Origin of the sequence: Rhizobium sp. BK313 (assembly GCF_014193655.1) — a bacterium.
GTDB lineage: Bacteria > Pseudomonadota > Alphaproteobacteria > Rhizobiales > Rhizobiaceae > Rhizobium.
In genome coordinates this window covers 2,218,068-2,233,167 of the sequence record NZ_JACHZQ010000001.1, presented here as the reverse complement: position 1 = coordinate 2,233,167, position 15,100 = coordinate 2,218,068, and the positions used below count along the sequence as shown (strand labels likewise).

General features: G+C 58.5%; 21 protein-coding genes and 1 tRNA gene. 3 read left to right on the top strand and 19 right to left on the bottom strand.

Annotated elements, in window-relative coordinates; genetic code table 11:
- Window positions 1-84: 84 nt before the first annotated feature.
- Both iolC and FHT86_RS10795 read right to left on the bottom strand, forming a co-directional pair.
- Complete coding sequence (gene iolC / locus FHT86_RS10800; RefSeq protein ID WP_133706719.1) at window positions 85-2,019, bottom strand: bifunctional 5-dehydro-2-deoxygluconokinase/5-dehydro-2-deoxyphosphogluconate aldolase; 1,935 nt, start codon at window positions 2,017-2,019, stop codon at window positions 85-87.
- 184 nt (window positions 2,020-2,203) lie between these two features.
- The gene (locus tag FHT86_RS10795; protein WP_133706718.1) at window positions 2,204-3,079 is read right to left on the bottom strand and encodes a MurR/RpiR family transcriptional regulator; all 876 of its coding nucleotides are present in this window, start codon (window positions 3,077-3,079) and stop codon (window positions 2,204-2,206) included.
- Window positions 3,080-3,313: 234 nt separating this feature from the next.
- Here FHT86_RS10795 and FHT86_RS10790 point away from each other — a divergent pair, with 234 nt between their 5' ends.
- The 3 genes from FHT86_RS10790 to FHT86_RS10780 all read left to right on the top strand — a co-directional run bounded on the left by FHT86_RS10790 (window position 3,314) and on the right by FHT86_RS10780 (window position 5,987).
- A complete protein-coding gene (locus FHT86_RS10790) occupies window positions 3,314-4,432 on the top strand; it encodes a Gfo/Idh/MocA family protein (RefSeq protein WP_133706717.1) in 1,119 nt (372 codons plus the stop codon).
- 144 nt (window positions 4,433-4,576) lie between these two features.
- Window positions 4,577-5,794, top strand: a complete 1,218-nt coding sequence (locus FHT86_RS10785; RefSeq protein ID WP_133706716.1) for an NAD(P)/FAD-dependent oxidoreductase — start codon at window positions 4,577-4,579, stop codon at window positions 5,792-5,794.
- Window positions 5,795-5,921: 127 nt separating this feature from the next.
- Window positions 5,922-5,987 (top strand) — tRNA-Ser (locus FHT86_RS10780).
- A gap of 74 nt (window positions 5,988-6,061) precedes the next feature.
- Here the strand turns inward: FHT86_RS10780 and FHT86_RS10775 are convergent.
- The 17 genes from FHT86_RS10775 to FHT86_RS10695 all read right to left on the bottom strand — a co-directional run bounded on the left by FHT86_RS10775 (window position 6,062) and on the right by FHT86_RS10695 (window position 15,100).
- Window positions 6,062-7,036, bottom strand: a complete 975-nt coding sequence (locus FHT86_RS10775) for a tyrosine-type recombinase/integrase (protein ID WP_183868727.1) — start codon at window positions 7,034-7,036, stop codon at window positions 6,062-6,064.
- Window positions 7,037-7,399: 363 nt separating this feature from the next.
- On the bottom strand, window positions 7,400-7,822 hold the full coding sequence (locus FHT86_RS10770; protein ID WP_183868718.1) for a GTP pyrophosphokinase: 423 nt from the start codon (window positions 7,820-7,822) through the stop codon (window positions 7,400-7,402).
- Window positions 7,819-8,130 carry a hypothetical protein gene (locus FHT86_RS10765; protein ID WP_183868716.1) on the bottom strand — a complete coding sequence of 104 codons (312 nt, stop codon included), beginning with the start codon at window positions 8,128-8,130 and terminating at the stop codon, window positions 7,819-7,821. The genes FHT86_RS10770 and FHT86_RS10765 overlap by 4 nt, the downstream gene beginning before the upstream one ends.
- Window positions 8,127-8,636 carry a dATP/dGTP pyrophosphohydrolase domain-containing protein gene (locus FHT86_RS10760; protein ID WP_246779426.1) on the bottom strand — a complete coding sequence of 170 codons (510 nt, stop codon included), beginning with the start codon at window positions 8,634-8,636 and terminating at the stop codon, window positions 8,127-8,129. The genes FHT86_RS10765 and FHT86_RS10760 overlap by 4 nt, the downstream gene beginning before the upstream one ends.
- Window positions 8,636-9,052, bottom strand: coding sequence for a DUF968 domain-containing protein (locus FHT86_RS10755; RefSeq protein ID WP_183868714.1), 417 nt, complete (start codon window positions 9,050-9,052; stop codon window positions 8,636-8,638). The genes FHT86_RS10760 and FHT86_RS10755 overlap by 1 nt, the downstream gene beginning before the upstream one ends.
- Window positions 9,049-9,459: a hypothetical protein gene (locus FHT86_RS10750; RefSeq protein WP_183868712.1), complete on the bottom strand. Its 411-nt coding sequence runs from the start codon at window positions 9,457-9,459 to the stop codon at window positions 9,049-9,051. The genes FHT86_RS10755 and FHT86_RS10750 overlap by 4 nt, the downstream gene beginning before the upstream one ends.
- A complete protein-coding gene (locus FHT86_RS10745) occupies window positions 9,456-10,205 on the bottom strand; it encodes a DUF5131 family protein (RefSeq protein ID WP_183868710.1) in 750 nt (249 codons plus the stop codon). The genes FHT86_RS10750 and FHT86_RS10745 overlap by 4 nt, the downstream gene beginning before the upstream one ends.
- On the bottom strand, window positions 10,205-10,372 hold the full coding sequence (locus tag FHT86_RS10740) for a hypothetical protein (protein ID WP_183868708.1): 168 nt from the start codon (window positions 10,370-10,372) through the stop codon (window positions 10,205-10,207). Before FHT86_RS10740 ends, FHT86_RS10745 begins: the two co-directional genes overlap by 1 nt.
- Entirely contained in the window at window positions 10,369-10,701 is a 333-nt protein-coding gene (locus FHT86_RS10735; RefSeq protein WP_183868705.1) for a hypothetical protein, read from the bottom strand. The genes FHT86_RS10740 and FHT86_RS10735 overlap by 4 nt, the downstream gene beginning before the upstream one ends.
- Window positions 10,698-11,714 carry a hypothetical protein gene (locus FHT86_RS10730; protein WP_183868703.1) on the bottom strand — a complete coding sequence of 339 codons (1,017 nt, stop codon included), beginning with the start codon at window positions 11,712-11,714 and terminating at the stop codon, window positions 10,698-10,700. The genes FHT86_RS10735 and FHT86_RS10730 overlap by 4 nt, the downstream gene beginning before the upstream one ends.
- Window positions 11,711-11,929 (bottom strand): hypothetical protein, encoded by a 219-nt coding sequence (locus FHT86_RS10725; RefSeq protein ID WP_183868701.1) that lies wholly within the window; start codon window positions 11,927-11,929, stop codon window positions 11,711-11,713. The genes FHT86_RS10730 and FHT86_RS10725 overlap by 4 nt, the downstream gene beginning before the upstream one ends.
- Window positions 11,926-12,324, bottom strand: coding sequence for a zinc-finger-containing protein (locus FHT86_RS10720; RefSeq protein WP_183868699.1), 399 nt, complete (start codon window positions 12,322-12,324; stop codon window positions 11,926-11,928). The genes FHT86_RS10725 and FHT86_RS10720 overlap by 4 nt, the downstream gene beginning before the upstream one ends.
- On the bottom strand, window positions 12,321-12,656 hold the full coding sequence (locus FHT86_RS10715) for a hypothetical protein (protein WP_183868697.1): 336 nt from the start codon (window positions 12,654-12,656) through the stop codon (window positions 12,321-12,323). The genes FHT86_RS10720 and FHT86_RS10715 overlap by 4 nt, the downstream gene beginning before the upstream one ends.
- Window positions 12,653-13,075: a hypothetical protein gene (locus FHT86_RS10710; RefSeq protein ID WP_183868695.1), complete on the bottom strand. Its 423-nt coding sequence runs from the start codon at window positions 13,073-13,075 to the stop codon at window positions 12,653-12,655. The genes FHT86_RS10715 and FHT86_RS10710 overlap by 4 nt, the downstream gene beginning before the upstream one ends.
- A gap of 2 nt (window positions 13,076-13,077) precedes the next feature.
- Window positions 13,078-13,722 (bottom strand): lambda exonuclease family protein, encoded by a 645-nt coding sequence (locus FHT86_RS10705; protein ID WP_183868693.1) that lies wholly within the window; start codon window positions 13,720-13,722, stop codon window positions 13,078-13,080.
- Window positions 13,719-14,306 (bottom strand): 3'-5' exonuclease, encoded by a 588-nt coding sequence (locus tag FHT86_RS10700; RefSeq protein ID WP_183868691.1) that lies wholly within the window; start codon window positions 14,304-14,306, stop codon window positions 13,719-13,721. Before FHT86_RS10700 ends, FHT86_RS10705 begins: the two co-directional genes overlap by 4 nt.
- On the bottom strand, window positions 14,303-15,100 hold the full coding sequence (locus FHT86_RS10695; RefSeq protein ID WP_183868689.1) for an ERF family protein: 798 nt from the start codon (window positions 15,098-15,100) through the stop codon (window positions 14,303-14,305). Before FHT86_RS10695 ends, FHT86_RS10700 begins: the two co-directional genes overlap by 4 nt.

The following is a 15,100-nucleotide window of genomic DNA, read 5'->3' as shown; positions in this document are numbered from 1 at the left end:
GCGCCTCCCAAATGCATTTTAGTCCATTGTTTGCGCATCGCTTTACCCGAAAACCGGTATCCACTTTTCGGAGCGATGCGCCGGCTATTCCAGACCGCGGGTTTTCAGCCACGCCTGGGTCAGTTGCCGGAAGCGGCCGGCCATATCGGCAATCGCCTCCTCGTCATTCATGCCGCCCGATAGCCAGGCGCGTGCCGCGTCGGAAAAGATCGTCCGCCCGACGGCGAAGCCCTTGACCGAGGGTGCGGCCAGCGTGGCTTCGAAGCTACGGATCAATTCCTCCGCCGGCGCTTCCAGGCCAAGCAGCACGATACCCCGGCACCATGGATCATTTTTGGCGATCACGGCATCGATTTTTTTCCAGGCCGCGGTCGATTCCTGCGGTTCCAGCTTCCACCAGTCGGGTTTGATGCCGAGCGCATAGAGCTCTTCCATCGCGGTTGCGACCGTGTCGTCGGTGAGCGGCCCGTTCTTGCCGGCGATGATCTCGACCAGCAGTTCGCGGCCGACTTTGCGCGCCGCTTCGAACAGGCTGCGCAGCTTTTCCTGCTGCTCCGCCTTCAACACTTTCGGATCGTCGGGATGATAGAAGCAGAGGCATTTGATGCAATGGTTGAGGGGCCATTCTGCGAGCTGCGAGCCGATATCCTGGCTGAATTCGAATTTGAGCGGCTTCGAGCCCGGCAATTCGACGGGCCGGCCGATCCAGGAGAAATGCTTGGTGGCGGCATCGAAGAAGGCGTCACGACCGAAGCGCTCGTCGATCAGCATGCCATAGCCCGCACGTCCGCCCGAAACCCGCGCCGCCGCCTCGACCGCAAGCCGTTTGAAGGCAACGATCCTGTCATGGGCAACGCCCAGTTCGTCGGCGACGCTGACGAGCTGCGAACGATGGTCGATGGCAAGCGCCATCAACAGCGGGATCTCACCGTTCCGTGTCGTCGCCCAGTGGATATGGTTGATCGCCTCGTCCTTGCGCAGCGCCCGATGTTTGCTGCCCGTCTTCAGGAAGAAATCGAGTTCGGCCCAGGTCGGATATTCCGGCGAGCAGAGCAGGCGCGAGACCGCAAAAGCACCGCAGGCATTGGCCCAGGTGGCGCAGGTCTTCAACGGTTCGTCGCGCAGGTAGCCACGCAGGAAACCGGACATGAAGGCGTCGCCTGCGCCGAGCACGTTGAAAACTTCGATTGGGAAACCCTGGCCGACGATGCCGGCTTCGAGGTCATCGGAGATCGGCCCGTCATAGACAATGCAGCCCATGGCGCCGCGCTTCAGCACGATCGTTGCCGGAGAAAGGCGGCGGATTTCCTTCAACGCACCGAGGACGTTATCGACTCCCGAGCCGATCATGATCTCCTCCTCAGTACCGACGATCAGGTCGCAATCCGGCAGTGTCTCCCTCATCTTCGAGGAAACGCGATCCGATTTCACATAGCGCTCGAAGCCCTCGGCATGGCCGGCAAGGCCCCAGAGGTTCGGCCGATAGTCGATATCGAATATCACCTTGCGGCCGTTCGCCTTGGCGATGCGGATCGCCTTGCGTTGCGCGGCCTCCGTGTTCGGCTTGGAAAAATGCGTGCCCGAAACCAGCACGGCGCGGGACGATCGGATGAAATTCTCGTCGATGTCGTTTTCGTCGAGCGCCATGTCGGCGCAATCGGTGCGATAGAAGATCATCGGCGAAACGCCTTCGGCCTCAACAGCAAGCAACACCAGCGCTGTCAGCCGTTCCTTGTCGGTGGCAATCCCTTCAGTCGCTACGCCTTCGCGTGCCGTCTGTTCGCGGATGAAACGGCCCATCTGCTCGTCGCCGACGCGGGTGATCAAGCCGGACCTCAAGCCGAGGCGCGCCGTGCCGATGGCGATATTGGCGGGGCAGCCGCCGACCGATTTGGCAAAGGAGGCAATATCCTCCAGGCGTGAGCCAATCTGTTGACCATAGAGATCGACGGAGGAGCGGCCGATGGTGATCACATCGAGTGTCGCCTCCGGCTGGGCGCCAGGATTGTCGTGTGCCATGATGTCCTCCCGTCCAGGCATGATCCCGATAACTCTTCAATTTTCGATGGGGTCATGCGTCATTGAAAGTGCCGGTCCGTCTTTATTTTCGTCCGGGCTCTGGTAGATTTTACGGCCATCTCCCCTGGCCGCGATCATGAATGCAATGAAACATTGGTTCCGTCATTTTGTCAATTCGGAATATTTATTCCATTTTGGTTTTGTGAGATTTTGCGACCGCATCTTTTCGGCGCCGTTCGGCAATGGCGACGGGGAAGGCCATGATCAGTGCCATGGATGCCGACAGTGAGCGGAAGCCGGCAAAGTCAGCCTCAGCCACCTCGAACCAGTGGGTGGCGCAGGCCGTCAGCGGCGAGAAGGCCGAATCGGTAATGGCAATCACCGGCACGTTGCGTGCGGCGAGATCCTGTGCCTGCGCCAGGCTGTCGGCGGCGTAGGGCGAAAAGCTGGCTGCGATCGCCGCGTCCCGTTCGGTGGCAAAACGGGCAAGTTCGCCATCAATGCCGTTCGGCGAAGCGACGATCTGATGGCGGATGTTCAGTTTGGAAAAAGCGTAGGTCATATGCGCCGTCAACGGATAGGAACGGCGTTTGGCGATGAGATAGATCGTCTCGGCCGCGGCGAGCACATCCACCGCCTTGGCAAACGTATCCGTCTCGATCGTGGCGGCAAGTTTATTGACAGACTGGCTGGCGGCCGAGAGAAAGCCGGAGAGTATGCCGGCCTCTTCATCCTCGATGCCGGATTGTTCCAGCGTGATCAGCCGCTCCTCATAGCTCAGCGTCCGATCGCGCAGTCTCTCGCGGAAGATGCTCTGCAGGTCGGAGAAACCCTCATAACCGAGATGATGGGCGAGACGCACGAGCGTCGAAGGCTGAACATCCGCGGCTGTGGCGATGCTTGCCGTGGTCCCGAAGGCGATTTCATCGGGATTGCCGAGCGCGAAAGCCGCGACCTGGGCCAGACGTTTCGGCATGGAATTCTTGCGTTCGATAATGGTGCTGCGAAGACTTTCAAAATCCCGCGGCACCTTGGTTCGCGTTTCGATTTCGTTGTCCATGCCTTCGCCCTTCTCGACGTCATGCCCGTTAATGAAACAAATATTCCATATTTTGCACGATAACGGATTTTGAATAACTCGGCACGATTATTTTTAAGCTAATGAATTTACGAGAATAAATTCTATTCCTCCAGTTCTGCGCCGTGATCGATCGGTGAGACCGCTTGTCAAAACGGTCCAAATATTCCAAAAATCATTTGAGTTTCGGGAGAAGGCTTGAGGAGGGTGGTAGATATGAAGCCGTTGGGCATAGGATTGATCGGAACCGGATATATGGGCAAGTGCCATGCGCTGGCTTGGAATGCGGTCAAGACCGTCTTCGGCGATGTCGAACGGCCGCGCCTCGTGCATCTTGCGGAAGCCAATTCCGACTTGGCAAAACAGCGTGGCGACGAATTCGGCTTCGAAAAGGCGACCGCCGACTGGCGTGAATTGATCGCCGATCCCGAGGTCGATGTCGTCTCCGTCACTACACCCAACCAATTCCATCCGGAAATGGCGATCGCAGCGTTGGAAGCCGGCAAGCATGTCTGGTGCGAAAAGCCGATGGCGCCTGCCTATGCCGACGCCGAACGCATGTTGAGCGCCGCCAAAGCCTCGGGCAAGGTCGCTATCCTCGGCTACAATTATATTCAGAACCCGGTGATGCGGCATATCAAGGCGCTGATCGGCGAAGGCGCGATCGGCGAGGTCAATCATGTCCGTGTCGAAATGGACGAGGACTTCATGGCCGATCCGGAGGGCTTCTTCTATTGGAAGAGCGAGCTTGCCGGCGGCTATGGCGCACTCGACGATTTCGCCGTGCATCCGCTGTCGCTGCTCTGGTTTCTGTTCGGCCATGTCGAAGCCGTTATCACCGACATGGTGAAGCCCTATGCCGAACGGCCCTTGAAGGAGGGCGGGCGACGCGCCGTCGAGAATCACGATCTGGCCAATGTGCTGATGCGGCTCGGCGGCGGCATTTCCGCCGTTCTGATGGCGAATCGTTCCGCTTGGGGCCGCAAGGGCCGCATCGCGCTGCAGATATTCGGGTCGAAGGGCTCGATCATATACGATCAGGAGCGCATGAACGAATTCGAGCTCTATCAGGCGGACGGCAGGGGCACCGAACAGGGGTTTCGCAGGATTCTCGCGGCACCGTCTCACAGACCCTATGACCGGTTCATCCCGGCACCCGGCCATGGGCTCGGCTTCAATGACCTGAAGATCATCGAATGCCGGGAGTTGATCCGCGCCATTTCCGGCGACGCCGCGTCGGTTGTGAGCTTCGTGGACGGCTTGCGCATCGAAAGGTCGGTGCACGCCATGGCGCAATCGTTTCATGAGCGCCGCTGGGTCGAGATACCAGCCTGAGTTCCGCCCTAATTTTCTCCCGATCTCTGGCGCAAGGTCAGCTATGATTGACGCTTGCAAGGGTAGGCGTTACCCCTGAAATCCGTGAGGGCGACGTCCTATATCAGGATGACGAGCCGCTATAATTATAATGGAGTAAGGATCGTGACGGGCAGATTGGTCATTGTCGGGGCCGGACAGGCCGGTTTCGCGCTTGCCGCCAAATTGCGGGCGCTTGGAGATTTGAGGCCGATCACCATCATTGGCGCGGAGGAAAACCTCCCCTATCAGCGGCCGCCACTGACCAAGAAATACCTTCTCGGCGAAATGGCCTTCGACCGCCTGCTGTTCCGCCCTGAGCATTGGTACGGCGACAACAATGTCGAGATCCGTTTGTCCACTTGGGTCGAGCAGATCGATCGGACTGCAAAGCAGATTGCCATGCAGGACGGTTCGGTGCTGGACTATGACATACTGGCGCTGGCAACCGGCGCGACGCCGCGCCGCCTACCACCCGCCGTGGGCGGCGCTCTCGAGGGCGTCTATCTCGCCCGTGACAAGCGTGATGCCGATCAGCTCGCCCGCGAAATGCGTGCGGGCCGCCGTGTTCTCATCATCGGGGGTGGCTATATCGGCCTCGAAGCGGCCGCAGTTGCCCGCCATCGCGGCCTTGAAGTCACGCTCATCGAAATGGCCGAAAGGATCCTTCAGCGCGTCGCCGCCAAGGAGACCGCTGACATCATTAGATTGATTCACCGGGAACATGACGTGGTCATCCGCGAAAAGACCGGCCTCAAGCAACTCATCGGCAAGAACGGTCATGTCGTTGCCGCCGAACTATCAGACGGGTCCACCATAGACGTTGATTTCGTCGTCGTCGGCATCGGCGTTGCCCCGAATGACCGGCTCGCCAAGGAGGCAGGCCTGGAAGTTGGCAACGGCATTATCGTCGATTCGTTCGCCCGCACCTCTGATTCCTCCATCTACGCCGTGGGCGATTGCGCCGAGCTGCCCTGGAACGGCGGCCGTATCCGTCTCGAATCTGTACAGAACGCCGTCGACCAGGCCGAAGCCGCAGCTGGAATCATCGCCGGCGGCAATGAAGCATATGATCCGAAGCCATGGTTCTGGTCGGATCAATATGATGTGAAATTGCAGATCGCCGGTTTCAACCTTGGCTATGACGAAACCCTACTGCGCGCCGGCACCCGTGAGGGATCGGCTTCGGTCTGGTATTTCAAAAAGGGCCGTTTCATCGCCGTTGACGCCATCAACGACGCGAAGGCCTATGTGACCGGCAAGAAGCTGCTGGAAACCGACACCAACCCGACAAAGGCAATTCTGGCCGACCCTGCTGCAGACCTTAAGCAGTTGCTGGCTTGAGGGAACTGCAAGCCAGCTACCGGGTTCTTCCTTGCGGGATGCACGCGTAGCCTAATGCAGGGAGAACGTGCACGGAGGCGAAAAAGCGCTTGCGTCGATAAATGATTGGCCGTATCAGGGCCGCACCGGAGAGGTGGCCGAGTGGTCGAAGGCGCTCCCCTGCTAAGGGAGTTTTCAATTTCCTCTCTCTCCATTCCATCCATTTGTTTTTCAAGCGATATTCCGTCAAGAAAAATCTTTTGTGGCACAGCGTGTGCCGTGGCTGTGTCAAACGCCGCCTTTTTTGCCAAAAACCCGGTCGATAACTTCCCGGTCGGCATCCCCCTCCACATAGGTTTCCATCAACAGCCGGCGTGACTTCCACCCGCCATGATCTGCGGTCGTGGCAACGTCCACGCCATTGCGAACGATCATCTCGGTAGCGAAGCCATGCCGGCCAAATTCGTGACTGGTTAGGCGCACCAGTCCAGCTTCCGTGATAACCTTGTCGATGCGTTTTTTGACCGTAGATCGGTTCGCGGCTCCAAAGACCAGGACCGGATTTCGGCTCCGGATGTTCGCCAGATCGATGACCATGGCGCGCGTCAGAAACACCTTGCGCGGTGTCGTCTTCGTCTTCTCGAGATAAGCTATCCCGAGCTGCAGGTTCACGTCATCCCAGGTGAGGCGGCACGCTTCGGATACGCGCGTGGCAGTCTCAAACAGGAACCTCGCGAGCGCGGCGGTTTCCGGCATGTCGAGCTTTTTTGCCGTCTTGCTGAAAGCCTTCAACCATTCGACATTCCCGGCCGGCCGTCTCTTCTTGTCTTCCTTGAACCGCTTGACCGAAATCTTTTGCAGACGCTTTGCCTCTGCGACATGGTTTATGATCGCACGCATCGGCGTGATGACTTGTCGGTTCCACGTAGCCGGTGAAGCCTCCGGGTAGAGGATCTTGGCGGCCTTGCGGATCTCTGGACCGGTGATGTCCTTTATTTTCCACTTTCTGAAATGCCGAATGAGTGGCGCAGTGAAGCGTCCATCCTTGCCGTCGTTCAGATATTCAGCGACGGCCTCGGGGAAGGTTAGGATCGCTTCTTGGCCATGGACAGCGGCACGACGGACCCTGTCTTCGTGCTTGATCGCAATGTCTTCCGCGAGCCGCTTGTCACTCGTTTTAGAAGATTTTCGGTATCGGATTCCGTCCACCGTGAAATCGTATTGCCAGACGTCGCTCCCTTTTCGCTTGTAGAGTTCTGGCATTGTGACGGCTCCGGTTTGGCGGCATTGATAATCAGGTCGAGATCGGCAGGCATGAGGAACATTGCCTTCCCGATAATGCGGCAGGCGCCAAGCGCGCGGGCTCGCTCACGAAGAGTGCGTTCTGAAAGTTGTATGCCTGCGGCTTGAAGTTTGGCAACGGCAATCGCCGGCGATATGGCTTCGTCGAGAATCGTCATTTCGTCTCCTTGGCCTTTGCAAGGGCGTTCCGGCTCGTGATCATGGTGTATCCATCGGCAAACCGGACGCAGCAACTATTCATGGTGCCGCGCGCCAAGACTTCGCAGGGCTGGCCTTTGCGGTCCTGACGGTTCCAACGAAAAATATATGGGAGGGCGGACGCTGTCACGGCTTCCGCCCCTCAGCAAGAACGAGCCACGCACGCCGATATCGCAGTTCCCTTTCCGCGTTGAGTCCGGAAGCCCGATCGGGAGACAGGTTATCGGCGATGTCAGCCAGCTTTACGCGACGACCGATTTCATTGGCTTTGGCGCGAAGGATGAATTCTTCATAGGATTCGCCTCTGGTCCGCGTGACTGACAACACGGCGTCAATGATGCGTTGGGAAAATCCAACACGCCATAGAAGCTCCGGCGTGACATAGGTATCCTCTATTGTATCGTGCAGGACGCCTACAATGCGATCCTCTTCCGTCTCCATCGCCAGCATGACGCGGAGCGGGTGAAGGATATAGGGCTCACCGTTTTTGTCTAACTGGCCGGCATGGGCTCTGTTGGCTATTCCGATTGCCAGTCTCAGGTCACTCATGGCTTCCGCTCCTCAGCAAGGGAAGAGCGGCCGGCGTCTGCTCGTTCGAAATCGAGAACAAGGCGCATGAGAGATACCCGGTAAGCTGCATCGCGATCACGTGACCGTCCTGCCCATAGCGTCGGCCAAGGCTGATCCTTCATGATGTAATATGCCTCGTAGATGTCCAGCCCGCCACGGCCCGCAAGACCGCGAAGCGTCTGACTGTGGTTATTCAGCGCTTGTGTCTCATGTGGTGCGATCGCAGACCACGGGATTGCCTTGATACAAGGGTCGTTGAGGATCGGGAACATCGGTTCGGTGTTCATCCCTTCTTCTCCATGCTGGCGAGGGTGGCATCATTCGAGCGGTCATGTTCGATCGCCTGATCTTCGCTCATGGTGCGCCAATCTGGCCAAGTGCGAGCCATGTTCTTTTGCTGCTTTGCCAGGAGGGCCGCGAACAGGTCGGCAGCGTTGCCGCCATGCCGCCAGAAACCGTCCATCGCCAAAATGACCACATCAACCCATTCTGACAGGTCATGCGGGTCTTGTTCGATCTCGCACAGTTCTTTGCGAATGTGATCGATTACCCCTTTGGTGCGGAGCGCTGGGCCGAATGTCTGACGGGACCATGCAATCTGTCTCTCGTAGTAGGACAGAAGATTGTCTTCCACCTTCGGCTCTGGCTCGCGCGCAGGGGATGCGGGGGCGGCGGTAAGAGCGGCGATCAACCCAGCCTTGATATTGTCGTCATAGCTATTGTCAGGACGGGCGTGATATTCCCGATGAAATGCTTCCTTGAATGCGTCAATCATTTCGTTCGTGATCTGCATCAGATTTCCCTTTCGCGAAGCTGTCCGGCGCGCGCCAGGCGTTGATTGATGATCGCTGCGGCAAAGGGTTCTGCCTCGTCGCTCATATCCGACCAGAGGCCGAAGATCGTCAGGGCGAGAATATGCGGATCGATCCCGGCTCGGCGCCAGAATTCCATTTCGTTCATGGAGTGTTGGATACGGTGTTGCGTTGGCGACAGAGGAAGGGCCCAGCGGTCGGGAGCTTTCGAGCCTTTCCCGCGGCCGTAGTGGCCGAAGTGAAGCGCCGGCGACGACAGATGCGCCGCCTCGACGCCGTAGGCGCCGCTGACTACGCACGGCAGGCTATGAATGAAGGACAAATACCCCTTGGACTTCGCCGGCTTGCGCTTTGGCGCCGGATCGAAATTCGTATTTGCGATACGGAAGGCGGTCATGCTGCTCTCCGATATGCCAAGGTGAAGGGAAGGCGATCGGACAGCACCCACATGTGATACATGTCGGCCTCGTCGACGAGCTCGGCGGCCGGCGGCATGACTTGCACGGCCGTCGATTCCTCCCCACAGATTTCGTTCTTGATGCGCTGCATGTCGCGCCACGGCGGCTCAAGGTTTGAGGCCGTGCGGATGGCGAGGTGGATTACCTCGTTGCCCTGCTCGTCGACGAAGGGCCGGATCAGGACGACATAGAGGTTATTCGCCTGGGCGCGCTTGACCTGCCTGCACCAGCCGTTACCGCCCGGAATGCCGTCGGGCAGGTCGGTGATACGCCAAAGGCCCCAATCACCTTTCAGTCCTCGGCGTTCGAATGCGAGGCTGGCCCGGCGTTGCTGACGGTTGCTCATGCTGCCTCCGGATATTGACGGACGAGAAGGTCGGCCGGGATCGGCGCCTTACGCGTCATCTGCTTCATGAAGAAGGCACGGCCGAGATCGCGGCTTTGGTCACGCAGGTACCGGAAGTTTTCGGGATCGGTGTCGCGCGCCTTGTGAGTACCCTGGTCGGTCTCGCCGCCGGTGATGATCCAATCCGGTGCGTATTTGTCGAGAGTGATGCGTCCGAGAAGCGGCTCAAAGCTACCGAAAGTGAACATCGGCCCAACGCTGCCCTTAACATCGTATAGCTTGAGCCGGTCGCGATCATATTCCTCTTGGTTGGCGATCGTCGCGCCGATCGCGGCATTCGTTGGGAGCATGGGATTGCCCCGCAAGGGATCGGTCATTTTGACGACGTTTCCGATGCGCTTAGTCAGCAGCAGCCAAATGAGATTCGGCGTTGCGGTGATCAGGTTGAAGAGATCGACCCGCCACATTGGATCGACCTCGTTGTCGAACACATCAGCCAACGAGGCACAGAACACGAAGGGCCGCTTGCCGCTGGCCTTGGCTTCCTTGTTCCATGCGACGGGCTTGCGCCAGTTCGCGGCGCCAGTGCGCTGACGATCTTCTCCGGCCCCCCACTCCACGCGGTGGTATCGGTTCGCCATGAGGTTTTCGGCATAGCAACCGTCGCACGCCGGGGAGACTTTCGTGCAGCCGATCCATGGGTTGAAAGTGTGATCGGTCCATTCGATCTTGCTATTTTCAGCCATTATCGCCTCCACATCCAAGATAGCAGCCGGTCGAAGAACTTCCGCCGGCGCGTGGCCGATATCTCAGCCTTGAGCTGCTGCAGCGTCTGGTCGCGCTTGTTCAGAAACTCGATGGTTTCTCTTCTGGCTTTGGGATAGCGGGTGAGATGCCGGTGTACGGAGTTCATGCTGAGACCTCCTCGCGTTGGTAATTGATGCGCTCGGCGACGATCGGGTGATGCTCGAGCAGCCACTCGCCGATATCGTCGCGCTGATCACTGTCCGCGTGCTGGAACCAGGTGAAGTCTTCGCCCCAAAGGCCGGTTGCTTCTGCGTAGGCCATGCCGGCGGCTCGGCATTCAATGTGCTGGTATCGGGCGTAGAAATAGCCGTCGTACTTCCCGGCGCCGTATTCGGCCGGAGATCCGACATCAATCTGACGGCCGCATTGCTCGCATTCGTGGGGCTTGCGGATAGCCTTGACGGTGCGGCTGCAGTAGAAATCATCGAGGCTCATGCAGCGCTCCTGTCAAAGGAGACGTGCGTGCCATCTGGGCAGACCATCTCAAGCTCATGCGGAACGCGACGGCATTCGGCCTCGGCTTCCGCGCGGGTGTATCGTCCAGCGCCAGCCGTGTCGGTCGAGTATCCGGCATATTGCGACCGGTAATAGGCCTGATTGTCCCGAGCCCAGATCATGTAAGTCTGCTCGGTGCCGAAGATGATCATCTTCAGAACTTGCGCGCGCTGATAGTCCATGCGCTGGACGGCGATCTGTAGTTCTGCTTCAAGCCGATTGCGTCGATTTCGGCCATTTCGCTTTTTGCGAAGATCTGCAGGCATCGCGGAGTAGATTTCAAAACTGCCTTTGTTGAAAAGCTGCCCGCCGGCAACGACCCACCACATGTTGTTGATGTTGTAGAACACGGTCCCGCGCAAAATCCGTCCGTGATAGTCGGGAAACCAGACGGTTTGGCCATGCTCTAGCAAAAGCCCGTCAGCTGATTTCCGGTTATAGTCTCGGTCGCAGACCGGACGGCCAAGCTCCTTATCCTTGTGCCAGCTCTCTGCATATCCCTTCTCGATGCGCTTCATGGGCGGCAGGTCTTGATCGTCGCGGCGCTCCACCTTGATCGGCGAGATGGTTTCCAGCCACGCAATGATGCGGCGAAACTCCAATTCGACCCGCAGGCGATCGAGCTTGGCCATACGCTTTATCTTGTCGAAGTCGTAGCGCCGGCCGTTTCGGTTGTACTGCTTGGCGGTGGTCGACCAGAACTCAACCTTGACCGTCCTTCCGGCCAATTCAATTTCGCACCGAAGCGTCCCGCGCGCGCCAAGCCGATAGTTTTGACTGATGCACCGATGATGCTGATGAACGCGAGGATCGCGTTTGATCGACCAGCCCCGGCCACGCATGCGCCGGATCAGCTCGGCGTAAACTTCCGAGCGGAGCGTCTCGTCCTGCGCGTCGTCTTGCCAGATGCCGAGATGGGAATCGTATATGTTGACGCTGATTGGCTTTCTCATGCCGCCACCTCATCAGCCGCATACTTCGTCCCGCAGAACGGACAATAGGTGAGGAACATTGCGACGGCCTTCGGCTTGCCTCGTCCGGTCTCAATCTGATCGGTCTGGAGCATGAGGCCAGGATGGGTTGTGCCACCAAGAACCCATGCCTGGGTGAGGCGCGTGTTGTGCTCTTTGAGCTTTTCGTTGATGGTTTCGACGCAGGTGCAGGTCATATCGCCACCTCCAACTCTCTCACGACACGAAGAATCTCGTTCGCCTGCTCGACGCTGCGGATGTCTGCCGTATGGTATTCTGGCAGGTCCATAACGTGGGCGATCATCGAATAGAGCTCGCTGCGAGCACGACGTCCCGACTTCCAGATCGGATCAAGGATGCGATGAATATGACGACGCGCTTCCTTGATTTCGGGCGTCGGAATGCAGCCAAGCGGACGGGTCCGATTGTTGGTCTTGTGATGGCAGCCGACGAAGTTGCCGCAGGCATCGCATTTCCAGAATGGAAGATCCCAGAGGTCGGGCCGGCGCGGATAGATTTCCTTGCCGTCGGTTAGGCGAGCCGATACGTCGCCCTGGCAGCCGCAGCAGAAGAGAGCGCGCGTTTTGCTCATGCCGACACCTCGTTCGCGCTGTCGACGAAGTGAGAGCGGTATGTCCGATCGACTACCGCTTGGAATTGAGCCAAAACGACATCCACGTGCTGCGCGTCAATCATGTAAGCGGCGCAACTTGAGTGCATTTGGACCATGAAAGCTGCGGTGCCGATTAGAATATGGTTGACATCCGCGCCCGGTCGCTGGGCTTCGGCATTGATGAAATCCGCTAGTGCAGCAGGAACGGCGGTGACGGACAGACGCGCGATCAGCGCTGCGATCGGATCATCACAGGTAAGCGCGTCCACTTCCGACATGCTTCCTGGCAAAAGGCGTACGGCGTCGGTCATGCTGCAAGCTCCTTGATCTGTTCCGGCGTGATGCCAAATTCCGATGCGATGAAAGCGAGCGCTTCCCGAAGGAACTCGCCGAACGTCGGCTCATCCATGTTTTCGAAGGCGATCGAGGACGGAACCTTGACGATGAAGCCGCCCATGATGATGTCGTCGGTGAAGCCGGTCCGGAGCTTCACCATCTGATGAAGCGCCTTTTCGGTCGGCGCGCAGCCTGTCGATTTCACGACTTCCCGAAGGAACGCCCAATAGAAGCGGAGACGGTCCGGAACGCGGCCGGTGCGCAGATCGACGCGGATTCTCTGTCCGTCGGGGAACTGGCGGATAAGATCGCGGTCCATTTCCATTTCGCCGACGAGGCGGTCGCCGTTGCGGACGACGTAGATCGGTGGGTTTTCGGAGGGCTTCTTGCTCATGATCAAGCCGCCACGTTCTGATTTGTCGCGACAGGCGGCGCACCATAGCGGCGCACCCTATCTACGATCTCGGCAAGCTCTTCGTTGAACTGCTTCACGGCCGTGGCGATCGAGGCGATATAGGCCTCATCACGATATGCTCGCTTCACGAACAGGGGGAGCTTCGGCCAGTAAACGACGATGTCGATCCATTCACGTTCGGCCACCCATAGCGCCCCTTGGCACTGAGCCTTATGCTCTGGCGGGGAATCGTCGCGCATCAGGCATTCGATCAGCAGATGAGGCAGCTTAGACTTCGCCTCGAACATTCCACGATCGCCGATCAGGCCGTCAGGACTCGCGCCCTTTTCACCGTTGCGGACAAACCCGATGCGCTGGACCTCAGCATCCGCGATGAACGAATACATCTCGCGGGCCTCGTCTTCCATCTCATGGCCACGCTCCATATGAGCGTTGCTGTAGCCGTCGACGGTCTCGCCGGTGATGATCTCGCCGGCGAGCTTGTAGAGGTATGTCTTGCGGGTCTTGCTCTCGCCGCCTCCACGGCCGGAGGCCATGACAGTATGGAACTCGGAAGCGGTCGGGATGCCGGCGCGGGCCGCATACCATTCTGGCGTGTTCTGGTCGCAGCTGAAAATCTGTATCATGCGGCCATCTCCAAGGTTTTCAGGTGGAAGTAGACGCGACGGCAGCCGACAACGTCGACCATTGCGTCGTGCGCGCCATCGAGACCTTCATTGAAGAAGTGACGGACGCATTCCTCAAGCTTCGGCGCCTTCGGCTTATTAAAGCCTGCAGCGAGCATGCGCTCGGTCGGGGGAAGATTGACGATCGGTGTTGCCGCTTCCATCGTGCAAAACAGGGGTTTGCGAAGCGGCATAATGCGCTCGTAATGCCGGGCGATTGCGGTTTCGATGACGCCACGATCGAACTTGATATTGTGAGCACAGACCAGATCAGCGCGCTGGTACAGGTGAGTGAACGCCGACAGTGCCGAAACCGCACTCATTCCGAACTGAGCTGCGCGCTCTGTCGTGATGCCGTGAACGTTCGAAGCCTGGGCCGGAATATCAACGCCGTTGTCGATGATGAAGGAGAAGCCGGAGATTGGCTTCCCGTCATCCTCACAAAGCTCTGCGGCAAGTTGGACGATATAAGGCTGGTCAGGATGATCAACCGGGAGGCGATCCTGGAAAAAACCCGTGGTCTCAGTGTCAAAGAACAAGATCATGCGCGCGCCCTCCGCTGGCCGATCATCGAGATTGCGCGATCGAATTCCTTGGCCGGGAGATCCGGCAACGCCTCAATGCGGAAGAAACGGCAGAACTTCTCGACATCAGCATCAGCAGCGTCGATCGTTTCGCGAAGCTTCGCCAACTGCTCCTGACTGATGTTGCTTTCGTCCTTTGGCGCCGGCGGCGCGTTGCCATCCCGATCGTCCATGAAGGCGAGATCAAGTGCGCTGGCTTTGAGATAACGGCGCGCATAGGTCTGCGTGCTGCCTTTGGCCTGAATCGCGGTCTTGTTGACCGTCCCGCCAGATCCGGCGGCATCCAACGGGAAGTCATCTTCATAGACCTTCTCGTGGCCGCCGGCGTGGCCCAGTGTAAGACGCATCCGAATATGACCTGGAAGATCGCAGGCGATCGGGGCCGACGTCGTCGAGAAGCCATGCCTTGTCAGGATCGGTGTGACAATGCGCTCGATATCTGCCAGATCGGCGTATTTTGACCTGGTGTGTTTGTTGTCATTGGTCCGGAAGATCGGGCCGATTTCAGATTGAACAGCAGAGAAAGCGGCAAGCCACTCACGGCGGGCTGCATCCTCGCGGTCTTCGCGCTCGATCCGGCGGAGACGTTCCTGTTCGTCGGCGCGAATCTTCACAATTGCCGAGAACTTGTCGACATCCATGCTTTTGTTGCTTGCCAGGCGTTCGATTATTCCAAGAAGCCCATCACCCTGATTGGCTGGCTCATCGTAGCGGGCGGCCTGACGCTCTTCCGTCACTTTCGCGATCTGGTTCAT

What these genes read in the sequence shown, in the direction of transcription:
- iolC (WP_133706719.1), bottom strand. Translation starts at nt 2,019, where the DNA reads ATGGCACACGACAATCCTGGCGCCCAGCCGGAGGCGACACTCGATGTG.
- FHT86_RS10795 (WP_133706718.1), bottom strand. Translation starts at nt 3,079, where the DNA reads ATGGACAACGAAATCGAAACGCGAACCAAGGTGCCGCGGGATTTTGAA.
- FHT86_RS10790 (WP_133706717.1), top strand. Translation starts at nt 3,314, where the DNA reads ATGAAGCCGTTGGGCATAGGATTGATCGGAACCGGATATATGGGCAAG.
- FHT86_RS10775 (WP_183868727.1), bottom strand. Translation starts at nt 7,036, where the DNA reads ATGCCAGAACTCTACAAGCGAAAAGGGAGCGACGTCTGGCAATACGAT.
- FHT86_RS10770 (WP_183868718.1), bottom strand. Translation starts at nt 7,822, where the DNA reads ATGAGTGACCTGAGACTGGCAATCGGAATAGCCAACAGAGCCCATGCC.
- FHT86_RS10765 (WP_183868716.1), bottom strand. Translation starts at nt 8,130, where the DNA reads ATGAACACCGAACCGATGTTCCCGATCCTCAACGACCCTTGTATCAAG.
- FHT86_RS10760 (WP_246779426.1), bottom strand. Translation starts at nt 8,636, where the DNA reads ATGCAGATCACGAACGAAATGATTGACGCATTCAAGGAAGCATTTCAT.
- FHT86_RS10755 (WP_183868714.1), bottom strand. Translation starts at nt 9,052, where the DNA reads ATGACCGCCTTCCGTATCGCAAATACGAATTTCGATCCGGCGCCAAAG.
- FHT86_RS10750 (WP_183868712.1), bottom strand. Translation starts at nt 9,459, where the DNA reads ATGAGCAACCGTCAGCAACGCCGGGCCAGCCTCGCATTCGAACGCCGA.
- FHT86_RS10745 (WP_183868710.1), bottom strand. Translation starts at nt 10,205, where the DNA reads ATGGCTGAAAATAGCAAGATCGAATGGACCGATCACACTTTCAACCCA.
- FHT86_RS10740 (WP_183868708.1), bottom strand. Translation starts at nt 10,372, where the DNA reads ATGAACTCCGTACACCGGCATCTCACCCGCTATCCCAAAGCCAGAAGA.
- FHT86_RS10735 (WP_183868705.1), bottom strand. Translation starts at nt 10,701, where the DNA reads ATGAGCCTCGATGATTTCTACTGCAGCCGCACCGTCAAGGCTATCCGC.
- FHT86_RS10730 (WP_183868703.1), bottom strand. Translation starts at nt 11,714, where the DNA reads ATGAGAAAGCCAATCAGCGTCAACATATACGATTCCCATCTCGGCATC.
- FHT86_RS10725 (WP_183868701.1), bottom strand. Translation starts at nt 11,929, where the DNA reads ATGACCTGCACCTGCGTCGAAACCATCAACGAAAAGCTCAAAGAGCAC.
- FHT86_RS10720 (WP_183868699.1), bottom strand. Translation starts at nt 12,324, where the DNA reads ATGAGCAAAACGCGCGCTCTCTTCTGCTGCGGCTGCCAGGGCGACGTA.
- FHT86_RS10715 (WP_183868697.1), bottom strand. Translation starts at nt 12,656, where the DNA reads ATGACCGACGCCGTACGCCTTTTGCCAGGAAGCATGTCGGAAGTGGAC.
- FHT86_RS10710 (WP_183868695.1), bottom strand. Translation starts at nt 13,075, where the DNA reads ATGAGCAAGAAGCCCTCCGAAAACCCACCGATCTACGTCGTCCGCAAC.
- FHT86_RS10705 (WP_183868693.1), bottom strand. Translation starts at nt 13,722, where the DNA reads ATGATACAGATTTTCAGCTGCGACCAGAACACGCCAGAATGGTATGCG.
- FHT86_RS10700 (WP_183868691.1), bottom strand. Translation starts at nt 14,306, where the DNA reads ATGATCTTGTTCTTTGACACTGAGACCACGGGTTTTTTCCAGGATCGC.
- FHT86_RS10695 (WP_183868689.1), bottom strand. Translation starts at nt 15,100, where the DNA reads ATGAACCAGATCGCGAAAGTGACGGAAGAGCGTCAGGCCGCCCGCTAC.